Raw genomic sequence first — 12446 nt, 5'->3', positions numbered from 1 at the left:
AGAAAAGAAAATAAAAAATGAAAAAATTAACGCAATTTCAGCGTAATCAAACCGAGTAATACCAAGACTAACGAGATAATCCAAAAGCGGATAATCACACGCGGCTCCGGCCAACCTTTCAATTCAAAATGGTGATGAATCGGCGCCATACGGAAAATGCGTTGTTTGCGGATTTTGTATGAGCCGACTTGCAGAATCACCGAAATGGTTTCCATCACAAACACACCGCCCATGATCAACAGCAAAAATTCTTGCCGCACCAACACCGCAATCGTGCCTAATGCGCCGCCGAGCGCCAACGAACCGACATCGCCCATAAACACTTGCGCCGGATAAGTATTGAACCACAAAAAACCCAAGCCGGCGCCGACAATCGCGGTGCAGACAATCACCAGTTCGGCGCTCAATTTAATATACGGAATATGCAGATAGTCGGCGAAATTGACGTTACCGGTCGCCCACGCCACAAAAGCAAAAGCGCCGGCAACAAATACGGTCGGCATAATCGCCAAGCCGTCCAAACCGTCGGTCAGGTTGACGGCATTACTGGTGCCGACAATGACGAAATACGCCAACACAATATAAAATAAACCCAATTGCGGCATAATCTCTTTAAAAAACGGCACGACCAGCCGGGTCGCATTGGTGTCTTTGCCAATCGCATACATCGCAAATACCGCAACCAACGCCACCACCGACAGCCAGAAATATTTCCAACGCGCAATCAAACCGTCGGTATTTTTATGCACCACCTTACGGTAATCATCGACAAAGCCGATTGCGCCGTAGCCGAACAGGACAAATAACGTACACCAGACATAGGCGTTGCTCAAATCCGCCCATAATAACGTACTGATACCAATTGAAAACAGGATCATCACCCCGCCCATGGTCGGCGTGCCGCGTTTGCTGAAATGGCTTTCCGGGCCGTCATGGCGCACCACTTGTCCGATTTGCAACATTTGCAAACGGCGGATCACTTTCGGCCCGATCCATAAAGAAATTAAAAGTGCGGTCAACAGTGCAATAATCGAACGGAAGGTCAAGTATGACACCACATTAAAAATGGAATGATATTGGACTAAATAATCCGCCAACCAAACTAACATAATTTATCCTTTAATGAATCGATCACGGTTTCCATCTGCATACTGCGTGATCCCTTTGCCAACAACACGATATTGTTATTTTCATTTGATTGTTGTTGGATTTGCCGTTGTAAAAATAAGACCAAATCCGCTTTGTCGCCGAAGTGTTTTCCTTGCGACAAACGGCTGATCACCTCGCTTTGTACGCCGAAACTGACCACCAAATCCAATTCCGCCCGCCGCACAAACTCCGCCACTTGTCGATGGCAAAGTCGACTATTTTCGCCTAATTCCGCCATATCGCCAACAACTAAAATGCGAAATCCGCGATAATTTTTTAAGACCGCCGCCGCCGATTGCATTGAATCGACATTGGCGTTGTAGGTATCATCCAACAATAATACATTCGGATTGATTTGAATCGGATATAATCGCCCTTTGACCGCCTGCTTTTGCTCCAGACCGCACTTCACCTGCGCCAAATCCGCTCCGACCAACATCGAAAGTGCGGTTGCCGCCAGCGCATTGCTGACATTATGCCCGCCTAAATAAGGCAAATTAATCGCTATTTTTCCTTGCGGGGTCACCAAGGTAAAGCTTGAACCCTGTGTATGCAGGCGAACATCGTCGGCATAAAAATCCGCTTGCGACTGCGATACCGAAAAGGAATAAGTGCGGTGCGCGCCGATTTCCGTTTGCCAATAGCGATCCAAATAATGACAATCGAGATTAATCACCGCACAGCCGTTTTGCGCCAAACCGCGATAAATTTCGCCTTTTGCCTGTGCCACGCCGTCTAACGAACCAAAACCTTCCAAATGCGCCGGCGCGACATTGTTCACCAACGCCACATCCGGCTGCACCAATTCGGCGGTGTAAGCAATTTCGCCGGCATGATTTGCGCCCAGTTCAATCACCGCGAATTGGTGTTGTGGTTCTAAGCGTAACAAAGTTAGCGGCACGCCGATATCGTTATTAAAATTGCCTTGCGTAAACAACACGTTGCCGCACTGTGCCAAAATCGCGGCGGTCATCTCTTTCACCGTGGTTTTGCCTGAGGAACCGGTCATTGCCACCGTTTTCGGCGCCAATTCGGCTTTTAACCATTTTGCCAGTTGTCCTAACGCCAAACGGGTATCGGCGACGACTAATTGCGGCGCGGTAAGCGTCGGATTGGGTGTGGAAACCACCAGTGCGGTTGCGCCCTGTTCGACTGCTTGCGCCAAATAATCGTGCGCGTCAAAATTGGCTCCCTTTAAGGCAAAAAACAGTGAATTTTTGCTGACCTTGCGCGTATCGGTGCTGATTTGCGACACCGCCGCCGCACTTGCCTCTTCAGCAGGATAAATTAACTCGGCAGACAGAATTTCCGCCAACTTGTGAAGCGTTAAACTAATCATTGTTATTATTCTTCTAACAGTTGCCGCACAAGTTCCCGATCGGAAAAGTGCAATTTGGTTTCGCCGATAATTTGATAATCCTCATGCCCTTTGCCGGCAATCAAAATCACATCATCGGGCTGCGCCCGTTGCAACGCGTATTGCAGTGCCAACTCACGTCCATGAATGACCGTAGCGCTGTGCGGCTGTTCTAATCCTGAAGCTATCTCTTGTAAAATCAGGCAAGGATCTTCGGTGCGTGGATTATCGTCGGTCAAAACCACTTCATCGGCAAACCGCTCGGCAATCGCGCCCATTAGCGGCCGCTTACCGCGATCACGATCGCCGCCGCAGCCGAACACGCACCATAACCGCCCTTTGCAATGCAACCTTGCCGCTTGCAGCGCCTGTTGCAACGCGTCCGGCGTATGGGCGTAATCGACAATCGCCATCGGTTTATCCGCCGCGGTAAACATCTCCATGCGTCCGCAAACACCGCTTAATCGATTAACACTTTCGCACAATTGTTGTAACGGATATCCCAACTGGAGCAAGGTTGCCGCCACCAGCAAAAGATTACTGACATTAAACGAACCGATTAAACGGCTGTCTAATTCGCCGTCGCCCCAACCGGATCGAAAAGCAATGTTCGCACCGTTTTCATGATAATCGATCCGAGTCGCTTGCAAATAATATGCTTGGGTTAAATGACGATCCGGTTCGGCACTGACGGCAACCGCACTTGGCAATCGCGCCAACCATTGCGCCCCAATCGGATCATCGGCATTGATAATCCGATTTTCACACGCCAATTCGTTGAATAAACGGAACTTCGCCTCAGCATAGGCTTGCATGGTTTGATGGTAATCCAGATGATCACGGCTCAGATTGGTGAAAAGTGCGGTTTTGAAATGCAAAGCTTCCACCCGGTGTTGCACCAAGCCGTGTGATGACACTTCCATCACCGCCATCTCCGCCCCTTGGCGCACAAAATCCGCCAAATTAGCCTGCACTTCGACTGCCGAGCCGGTGGTATTCGCCGCCTCGGCGGTTTTTCCGTATAAGCCGTTGCCAATCGTTCCCATCACCGCCGTGGTTTTGCCCAACAGCTGCCCCCATTGTGCCAATAATTGCGCCACGGTGGTTTTACCGTTGGTACCGGTCACGCCGAGCAGAGTCAGTTGTGTCGAAGGGTGATGATAGAATTCTCCGGCGATCGCCGACAGCTGTTGATCCAATTGGTAATAATGAACAATCACAACGTGGTGTTGCGTTGTGATTGCCAAGTGTTGTTGCGGGTGTTCCGTCTGGGCCAGCACCGCACTTGCTCCGTTGGCAATCGCCTGCGGAATAAATTCGCGCCCGTCCCGTTGGTGTCCGAGCAACGCAACAAACAGATCCCCGCGCTGTACTTTACGGCTGTCGAGCTCAATGCGATTGAGTGACAGGCGGGGAAGTTGCGGCAGAGAAAAGAGCTTCGCCAATCGTTGCATACCTGCCCCTTAATTAATGTGATTCGGCTTTGAGGAAACGGATGACTGTTGCTGATCCAAACGGATAATCCGCGCCGCCGTTTCTTCATCGTTCAAGGCGTCCGGTTTGATATTTTGCGAACGCAGCGTATGTTCCATGATTTTTGAGAATACCGGCGCCGAAATCGCACCGCCGTAATATTTTCCGGCTTTCGGATCGTTAATCAGCACCACCAATGCATAACGCGGATTGCTGAGCGGGGCAATGCCGGCGGTATATGCAATATATTTGTCCACATATTTCCCGTTTTCCAGTTTTTTCGCCGTACCGGTTTTAATCCCGACCCGATAGCCTTCCACCATCGCCAATTTATTTTTAATCGCGACTTTTTCCATCATATTCACCACTTCGCGGGTGATTTTTTCCGAATACACCCTTTCGCCGATGACCGGCGGATCAACTTTGGTGATCGACAGTGGACGATAGACACCGAAGCTGCCCAAGGTGACATAGGCACGGGCGATTTGCAACGGCGTGGCACTGATACCATAACCGTAAGCCACGTTAGCCCGTTCGATATCCGACCAGCGTTTGCGCTCGGCATTCAACATACCGGATTGTTCCCCGACCAAACCCAAATTGGTCGCCGCGCCCAAACCGGCGTGTTTATAGGTTTCCATCAACACATTCGGCGCCATACGCAGTGCCAAACGGCTCACCCCGCGGTTACTGGAATTTTCCAGAATTTGATCCAGCGTTTGTTTATCGCGCGGCGCCACATCCCGGACCTCGTGGCGGTTCAATACCAACGGCCCGGTGTCAATCACTTCATCGCGACGTACCACGCCTTGCTGAAGTGCGGTCAGAACGACGAACGGTTTCACGGTTGAACCGGGTTCGAAAGTATCGGTGATCGCACGGTTACGCATTAATTCCGCTTTCACGCCGATACGGTTATTCGGGTTATACGACGGCGCATTCGCCATCGCCAGCACTTCACCGGTGCGGATATCGACCAACACCGCCGTGCCGGATTCGGCTTTGTTCTCCGCCACCGCTTCCTTGATTTGGCGGTACACCATTGATTGCAATTGTTCGTCGATACTTAAGGTCACGTTATGCGCATCATATTTTTTGGTGTCGTCCACCGCTTCCACCATGTTGCCGTAGCGGTCTTTACGGTAGGTGCGCGAACCGTCCTGTCCGATCAACAATTTATCGAAACTTTTCTCAATCCCTTCGATTCCGGCGCCGTCAATATTGGTGTAGCCGATCAGATGGGCGGTTTCTTCCACTTTCGGGTAAAAACGACGGAATTCGGTCTGCAAAGTGACACCCGGAATTTTTAATTCGCGCGCATAATTGGCGACACTCGGCGTCACCTGCCGCGCAAGATAAAGAAAACGGCTTTTCGGGTTTTTGCTGATTTTTTCTTTCAAGCGCTTGTTGGAAACGCCGATGGCGTCAGCCAGCGCTTTCCAGCGCTCCTGATCTTGCAACGAACCTTTATCGAAGATCTCTTTCGGATCCGCCACCACGGAAAACATCTGCACACTGACCGACAGCCACTGACCGTTACGATCCAAAATCATGCCGCGCGAAGAATGGATCGCCTGCGTGCGCAACGAGCGTTTATCCGCTTCCTGATTCAGTTTGGCGGAGCTGCTGATTTGTACGTCGACCGCGGTCGCCACCAACGACGCCATACTGACGATAATCACGCCAATCACCGTCCAATAACGCCAACTGACGAAAGTGCTCATCGGTTTCGTCGCACTTTTTACATTTCGGGCAGCGCCGGCACTCTGATTAAGCTGTGCGCCCTGCCGGTGTTTATTTTTTTTGAAAATAGCCATTGCCAGCACCCTAGTGATTGTTTTCGATGATAATCACCTGCTGATCGGCAGTGATGTAGCCCATCTTCAAGCGATTCGCGATGGAAGTAATCCGCACATTATCATCCAGTGCCCGCTCTTCCAGTTTTAAGTTAATGTATTCGTTTTCCAACGCTTGTTTTGCCAAAATCAATTCGCCGTTTTCGGCATTGAGCTGGCGGGTTTGATGAATGATCCAAATTGTTGCCACTGCGCTGGCGATCATGCCCAGCCATAACAATAGGGCGATCTTATTCGAGACGAATAAATCGTCCAAAATCAGTTTTCTTAAAGGATAACGTTCGCCGCTCATCTCTTATCCTCTTCTTTCCGCAATTCGCAATACCGCACTTCTGGAACGCGGATTTTGTTGCGACTCTTGTTCGCTCGGCATAATCGCCTTGCCGATGGTTTTCAGGGTTTGGTTACGTTCGATTTGATCCTCGCGCAACGGAATCCCTTTCGGGATCTCAACCCCTTTGCTTTGCTTGCGCATAAAGCGTTTGACCATGCGATCTTCCAACGAATGGAAACTGATGATCGAGAGCCGTCCTTGCGGCGCCAGCACCGTTAATGCCGATTCCAACGCCCGCTCCAATTCATCGAGCTCACTGTTGATAAAAATCCGAATCGCTTGGAAAGTGCGGGTTGCCGGGTGTTTATGTTTATCTTTGAATGGTACGGCTTGGCTGATAAGCTCCGCCAATTGCAAAGTGCGGTTTAAACCGCTTTCGCCGTTTTGACGCGCCGCTTGGTTAAAATTCACAATCGCGGTTGCAATCCGCTTGGCGAACCGCTCTTCGCCAAAGGTTTTCAACACCCAACTCAAATCCTCAATCGACACCTGCTGCAACCATTCCGCCGCCGACATGCCTTGGGTGGTGTCCATACGCATATCCAACGGACCATCGTTCATAAAACTGAAACCGCGCTCCGCTTCGTCTAACTGCGGAGAAGATACGCCGAGATCGAGCAAAATCCCGTCGATTTTGCCGATTAAGCCCTGCTGCCGGCAAATTTCCGCAATCTGTGAAAAGGCGCTGTGGACAATGCTGAATTTAGGATCGGTGATGGTGTTGGCTTCGGCAATCGCACGCGGATCGCGATCAATCGCGATCAAGCGTCCGTTTTCGCCCAAATGCGACAAAATCAAACGCGAATGCCCGCCGCGCCCGAAAGTACCGTCAATATAAATGCCATTTTTTTTAATCGCCAACCCCTGCACGGCTTCATTTAATAAAACCGTAATATGCGCGCGGTCGGTTTGTTCTGCTGGCAAACTCATATTGGCAATTTCTCTATTTATACTAAAAAAATAAGACGATAAAAATGGGTTCGCGGCATATCCCTATATGCCGCTTGCCCCGCTAGTGCTACCGTCATCGGCGGAAAGATGATTCTTTCTCTTTTACAATGACAGCGTTTTTAATTCTTCCGAGGTGGCAAAAGCGCCGCCGCTGCCGATTTCAATATCTTCGGCAATTTGTGCCAGCCACGCCTCTTCGCTCCAAATCTCAAATTTATTCAACTGCCCGACCAACATAACGTTTTTATCCAATTTGATGTGGTTGCGCAGCGTCGGGCTGAGTAAAATCCGCCCGCTTTTATCCAAGCTACATTCCGTGGCATAGCCCAACATCACCCGCTGTAAACGGCGTTGATCCGGCTCGAAGTTGGATAATCCGTGCAGTTTTTGCTCAATAATTTCCCATTCATTCAGGGGATAAAGCAACAAACAAGGTTGACGAATATCAACGGTGCACACCATCTGCCCCTGGTTTTGCTCTAAAATTTCGGCGCGATAGCGGGTAGGCACGGCAAGCCGCCCTTTGCTGTCCAAACTGACTGAAGTCGCACCACGAAACATAGCAATCCCGTTTTAATTAATCATCCGTTTTATTATCGTTTTCTGCTGATGGTTACCACATCGTTCCACCAAACGGCGTTTTATGTTATTTTACCCCACAAAACCCCACAATTCACCACTTTGATCTAAGTTTATTATCTGATCACTGTTGTTGCAAGTTTTTTGTCAATTATTTGTGTGAGGCAGATCGCATTTAATTGGTGGTTTTTTATTCGATTTAATAAAAAATACAAAGTAGTTGAGATTTATTCAGCCGTTAATCGGACACAAATCGAGAAATTAACGGATAAACAGCCCCTCTCAATACATTTTTTATTGATCGGAGCGTTAAGTACGCAAATAATTGTCAGGTATTTCAAGATAATTAAATCAATGAGGAATGATCATGTCGAATATTCTTGTACGAAAGCTGGCAACCGGCACAATTTATAAATTGGTTTTTATCGGCTTATTGGTTGGCTTTCTGCCGTTATCTCTCGTGTTAGGCGTTTAGGCTATTTTGATCTGTTTTATGTTACTTGGAATCAACAGCCGGTTAACGGTATCGCCGCATTTTACCTGGTGCCGATGATCCGACTTTTCGTTGCCTTGACTCGGGGCTTGATTGTCGGAAGTATCATTTCGTTAGGATTATGGATCTATTCAAAATTCAGACCGATCACACGCTCTTTTTATGAAAATAAAACAGCAGAATCCTGAATCCATTGCGCGACCGCCCTGCGCCACTGCCGTAAGTGTTGTTTTTTACTGCCTGCCGCTGCTTGCAACGCTTGCCAATCAAAGTGCGGTTCGGCTCGTATCAGCCGTTGCAAAGCGGGATAGGTCGCCGCCAATGTGCGGTTGGCATGGGCAAAGCCGTGCAATTGGCGCAGATCATCAGCGTTAAGTTGCCAATCAATCTCAGGAAAATCGATCTGTCGTTGCAGAGTGGTAAATAAAGCGTGAGCGGCAAGTGGAAAATTGTGTAAAAATTGGCGGCGCGCAATCTGGCAAAATCGCTCACCCGAGCTTGATAACGGATAAATCGCCATCACACTGTAGCAGCCGCTGCTCGCCTCTTTGCCGCTGCTAACATGAATAATCTGAAAACCGCACTTTTGCCAAAAATTCGCTAAATCTGTGCCGTAACCAAAACTGACTGAGATAAAATCCAGCTCCGCACGGCAGTCCTCAAGTAGCCGTTGCAATAACTGTTTGCCGAAGCCTTGCCGCTGCAAGTGCGGTAACAACGCAATACGTGAAATCCGCAACGAGCGCAAAGCACAGGCTTGCGGCAAGTCCGCTTGAAAACACAGCGCTTGCGCCACCAGATTGCCGTTTGGGCGACGTTCACCGCGCCAAATTTTTTCGATTAAATCTGAGTCGGTAATACCGCCTTCCGCCAACGCCCAAATACCGCCGACGATCTGGTTTTGTTGCTTTAACAGCCAAAAGCGTTGCCCTTGTGCGTCAAGCAAACGGCGCAAATCCAACGGCGAAGTGCGGTAGTGCGCCAATGACAACAGGCGGTAAAATTGGCGGATTTGCTGCGGATCGGCAACCAACGCCGCTTGTGAAATTTCAGCGAAAGTCAAATTTTCACTCTGGCTGTTGGTGGGAGAAAGTTCATTGGTTAGCAACAATAAATCGTCAAGCCAACGTTCCAACGGATCGTGTTCGGCATAACGCAACGGTTGTCGTAAATGCAGAAGCTGACAAGTGCGGTCGGTCAGTTGTTTGAATTTCAGCTCAAAACCCCGCCCCGTGCCTTCGTAGCCGTGGATGGTGGTGGTGAGCAGAATATGCTTAAAATAGCGGCAGATCGTTGCCAGCATTTCGAGCGGAATCATCGCCGCTTCGTCAATAATCAGCCAACTGTCTGCAAACGGCCGTGGATTGTCATTCAAGCGCGCAATCAAATCATCCGGTGCGAAAAAGTGCGGTTGCCGGCGGCAATGTTGATACAAGGTCTGCACCGCACTTTGGTTCGGCGCAGTCAGAAAAACCGCACTTTGCTTTGCCAATTGATCGGCGACCATGCCGGCAAGGGCGGATTTGCCGCGCCCGCGATTGGCAGTGAGCAGATACAGCTCCGCTTGCGCAGTTAAAATTTGCCGTAACACCCGTTGCTGCCGCAAAAGTGCGGTCGGCGGCAGTTGCCACAACGCATTTGCAATCTGCGGCAGCGGCGGATTGGATTGTGTTGGATAATAAATCGGGATCTGGTGCCGCTCAACCGCACTTTGCCACCAAGTATAAAAATGCCGCGGCGTGATCGCTTGCGTTGCACCATTCCAGCGCAGGCTGTCCAAATCCATTTGCGTCTGCCAATCTTCAGGCAACAACATCAGCAATACGCCAGCGGCTTTAATCGTCGCCGCCACTATTGCCAACGCCGCTAAATCCAAATTCAACACGCCATGTTGCCGGCAATCATAAACCGCACAATCCCACTCCTGTCCCAACAGATTTTTAGCATGGGCGAAGGCGTAAAACGTGCAATTCGGCGGTAGAATTTCAGGCGGTTGCGCAGCACAATAAACCGCACTTTTATGCGCATTTAATGCGCAAAATGCGGCGATTTGTCGGCTTAACCAAACATCATCACCGCATAGAATCAATGGTTGGCGAAAAAAGGGATTCTTCATCAGAAAAACAGGTTATGCTTTTTCACTCAAATACGGATCGTCAAATCCCAAGGACTGCATAATTTCCGTTTCCAGACTTTCCATCTCTTCCGCTTCGTCATCATCGATATGATCGTAACCCAACAGGTGTAAACTGCCGTGCACCACCATGTGCGCCCAATGCGCCGACAGCGGTTTTTGCTGCTCCGCCGCTTCCCGCTCCACCACTTGGCGGCAAATCACCAAATCGCCCAGCAACGGCAATTCCACTTCAACAGGCGCTTCAAACGGGAATGACAACACATTGGTCGGGTAATCCTTACCGCGATAAGTGCGGTTTAGTGCCTGACTTTCCGCTTCATCGACAATCCGCACCGTCATTTCCACATCATCAAGACTTGGCTTGACCGCACTTTGCGCCCATAATTCGATTTCCGCTTGGGTCGGCAAGCCCGCCGTATTTTCACAGGCAAGTTGCAGATCGACAATCACCTGTTTCATGCCGGTTCTCCTTGTAACAAACGTTCCTGATCGCGCGCTTTACGCCGTTCCTCCGCCAATGCCTGACGGCGGATTTCGTCTTCCCGTTCCCAAATTTCATAGGCTTGCACCACTTTGGCAACCACCGGATGGCGCACCACATCGCTGCTTTCGAAGAAATTAAAACTCAGTTCCGGCACGGTTTGCAGCACTTCCATCGCGTGTCGCAGCCCGGATTTTTGACTGCGCGGCAAATCGACTTGGGTAATATCGCCGGTGATCACCGCTTTGGAATTGAAACCGATTCGGGTGAGGAACATTTTCATCTGCTCGACGGTGGTATTTTGGCTCTCGTCTAAAATAATAAAGGCATCATTCAGGGTGCGGCCGCGCATATACGCCAACGGTGCAATTTCAATCACATTGCGCTCAATCAGCTTTTCCACCCGCTCGAAACCCAACATTTCAAACAGCGCATCGTACAACGGACGCAAATACGGCTCGATTTTTTGCCCTAAATCGCCGGGTAAGAACCCCAATTTCTCACCGGCTTCCACTGCCGGACGCGTGAGCAAAATGCGGCGGATTTCCTGTTTTTCCAATGCTTCCACCGCCGCCGCCACCGCTAAAAACGTCTTGCCCGTCCCTGCCGGACCGATGCCGAAACTGATGTCGTGGCGCAAAATATTGTGCAGATATTGGATCTGATTGGCACCACGCGGCTTAATCACGCCGCGCTTGGTTTTCACCGTGGTGGTATACACTTTCGATTCCGAGCGCACTTCGCTGTTTTCCTCCGCCTGCGCTAAAATCCGGCTTTCCTGAATCGCGATATGCACATCTTCCAAATCCAGTTCTTTGATTTTGCCCTTAATCGGCGCGGTATCGGCATACAACTGCTTAATCAGCTTCGCCACCGCTTTCAGTAATTTCGCCGACTGCTTCTGCTCGGATTTCTGCTCTGATTTCAGGGTGAAACTAAAATCACGTCGCAGAATTTGCAGCTTAAAGGTGTTTTCAATCCGTTGCAGATGATCGTCAAACGCCCCGCACAGCGACTGCAAACGCGCGTTGTCTTGCGGTTCTAAGGTAAAGGATTCGATAAGTTGTTCGGTCAAGGGGAGCCTCTTTTATGACAGCGGAAAGTGGCATTATTATAGCCGTTTTTCGAATAAAAACAGCTATTCTCGCGCAACAAAAGAGGCAGGGAGAGATAAAAGTGCGGTCAGCGTTGTTCAAATTGGGTAATCATGTCCAAACGGTTTTGGTGTCTGCCGCCGTCATAAGCCGTATTTAACCAAAGTGTCGCCAACGCTAACGCTTTTTCCGGCGTGATAATATTTGCCCCGAAGGCAATAATGTTACTGTTATTGTGTTCGCGCGACATCAGGGCACTAACTTCATCGCCACAAAGGGCGCAACGAATGCCGTCGATTTTATTCGCTGCAATCGAAATGCCGATGCCAGTGCCGCAAATTAAGATCCCTCGCTCCACTTCGCCTGCAACCACCAAATCCGCCACTTTTTTAGCATACCGCGGATAGTCGGTTCTTTCCGCACTGAATGTGCCGACATCGAGCACACTATGCCCTTGGCTGGTTAATTTTTCAATTAAAAATTGTTTATGAGATAAGCCAATGTGATCCGAGCCGATGGCAATTTTTTTGTTCATTTTATAT

At 49.6% G+C, this 12446-nt stretch carries 11 protein-coding genes; all 11 read right to left on the bottom strand.

Features of this window, described 5'->3' with window-relative positions:
• Window positions 1-26: 26 nt before the first annotated feature.
• The 11 genes from mraY to rpiB all read right to left on the bottom strand — a co-directional run bounded on the left by mraY (window position 27) and on the right by rpiB (window position 12439).
• Window positions 27-1109: a phospho-N-acetylmuramoyl-pentapeptide-transferase gene (gene mraY / locus ACWA5Z_RS06385; protein WP_431050844.1), complete on the bottom strand. Its 1083-nt coding sequence runs from the start codon at window positions 1107-1109 to the stop codon at window positions 27-29.
• Window positions 1103-2488, bottom strand: coding sequence for a UDP-N-acetylmuramoyl-tripeptide--D-alanyl-D-alanine ligase (gene murF / locus ACWA5Z_RS06380; RefSeq protein ID WP_431050842.1), 1386 nt, complete (start codon window positions 2486-2488; stop codon window positions 1103-1105). Before murF ends, mraY begins: the two co-directional genes overlap by 7 nt.
• A 5-nt stretch (window positions 2489-2493) precedes the next feature.
• The gene (murE, locus tag ACWA5Z_RS06375) at window positions 2494-3960 is read right to left on the bottom strand and encodes a UDP-N-acetylmuramoyl-L-alanyl-D-glutamate--2,6-diaminopimelate ligase (protein WP_431050840.1); all 1467 of its coding nucleotides are present in this window, start codon (window positions 3958-3960) and stop codon (window positions 2494-2496) included.
• A 9-nt stretch (window positions 3961-3969) separates the two neighbouring features.
• Window positions 3970-5796 (bottom strand): peptidoglycan glycosyltransferase FtsI, encoded by a 1827-nt coding sequence (ftsI, locus tag ACWA5Z_RS06370; protein ID WP_431050838.1) that lies wholly within the window; start codon window positions 5794-5796, stop codon window positions 3970-3972.
• Between the two features lie 10 nt (window positions 5797-5806).
• Window positions 5807-6127 carry a cell division protein FtsL gene (gene ftsL / locus ACWA5Z_RS06365; RefSeq protein ID WP_431050836.1) on the bottom strand — a complete coding sequence of 107 codons (321 nt, stop codon included), beginning with the start codon at window positions 6125-6127 and terminating at the stop codon, window positions 5807-5809.
• 3 nt (window positions 6128-6130) lie between these two features.
• Entirely contained in the window at window positions 6131-7099 is a 969-nt protein-coding gene (gene rsmH / locus ACWA5Z_RS06360) for a 16S rRNA (cytosine(1402)-N(4))-methyltransferase RsmH (protein WP_431050834.1), read from the bottom strand.
• A gap of 123 nt (window positions 7100-7222) precedes the next feature.
• A complete protein-coding gene (gene mraZ, locus ACWA5Z_RS06355; protein ID WP_431050832.1) occupies window positions 7223-7681 on the bottom strand; it encodes a division/cell wall cluster transcriptional repressor MraZ in 459 nt (152 codons plus the stop codon).
• 671 nt (window positions 7682-8352) lie between these two features.
• Complete coding sequence (locus tag ACWA5Z_RS06350) at window positions 8353-10308, bottom strand: tRNA(Met) cytidine acetyltransferase TmcA (protein ID WP_431050830.1); 1956 nt, start codon at window positions 10306-10308, stop codon at window positions 8353-8355.
• A 12-nt stretch (window positions 10309-10320) separates the two neighbouring features.
• Window positions 10321-10788, bottom strand: coding sequence for an rRNA maturation RNase YbeY (gene ybeY / locus ACWA5Z_RS06345; RefSeq protein WP_431050828.1), 468 nt, complete (start codon window positions 10786-10788; stop codon window positions 10321-10323).
• On the bottom strand, window positions 10785-11885 hold the full coding sequence (locus tag ACWA5Z_RS06340; RefSeq protein WP_431050826.1) for a PhoH family protein: 1101 nt from the start codon (window positions 11883-11885) through the stop codon (window positions 10785-10787). The genes ybeY and ACWA5Z_RS06340 overlap by 4 nt, the downstream gene beginning before the upstream one ends.
• Before the next feature lie 107 nt (window positions 11886-11992).
• Window positions 11993-12439, bottom strand: coding sequence for a ribose 5-phosphate isomerase B (gene rpiB / locus ACWA5Z_RS06335; protein ID WP_431050824.1), 447 nt, complete (start codon window positions 12437-12439; stop codon window positions 11993-11995).
• Window positions 12440-12446 lie beyond the last annotated feature (7 nt).

The sequence above is a fragment of the Testudinibacter sp. P80/BLE/0925 genome (assembly GCF_053570785.1).
Note: the sequence above shows the minus strand (reverse complement) of the source record. Positions and strands in the feature narration are given on the sequence as shown.

Bases quoted from the DNA above. Each gene is read 5' to 3' on its own strand.
- mraY (WP_431050844.1), bottom strand. From the start codon at position 1,109: ATGTTAGTTTGGTTGGCGGATTATTTAGTCCAATATCATTCCATTTTT.
- murF (WP_431050842.1), bottom strand. From the start codon at position 2,488: ATGATTAGTTTAACGCTTCACAAGTTGGCGGAAATTCTGTCTGCCGAG.
- murE (WP_431050840.1), bottom strand. From the start codon at position 3,960: ATGCAACGATTGGCGAAGCTCTTTTCTCTGCCGCAACTTCCCCGCCTG.
- ftsI (WP_431050838.1), bottom strand. From the start codon at position 5,796: ATGGCTATTTTCAAAAAAAATAAACACCGGCAGGGCGCACAGCTTAAT.
- ftsL (WP_431050836.1), bottom strand. From the start codon at position 6,127: ATGAGCGGCGAACGTTATCCTTTAAGAAAACTGATTTTGGACGATTTA.
- rsmH (WP_431050834.1), bottom strand. From the start codon at position 7,099: ATGAGTTTGCCAGCAGAACAAACCGACCGCGCGCATATTACGGTTTTA.
- mraZ (WP_431050832.1), bottom strand. From the start codon at position 7,681: ATGTTTCGTGGTGCGACTTCAGTCAGTTTGGACAGCAAAGGGCGGCTT.
- ACWA5Z_RS06350 (WP_431050830.1), bottom strand. From the start codon at position 10,308: ATGAAGAATCCCTTTTTTCGCCAACCATTGATTCTATGCGGTGATGAT.
- ybeY (WP_431050828.1), bottom strand. From the start codon at position 10,788: ATGAAACAGGTGATTGTCGATCTGCAACTTGCCTGTGAAAATACGGCG.
- rpiB (WP_431050824.1), bottom strand. From the start codon at position 12,439: ATGAACAAAAAAATTGCCATCGGCTCGGATCACATTGGCTTATCTCAT.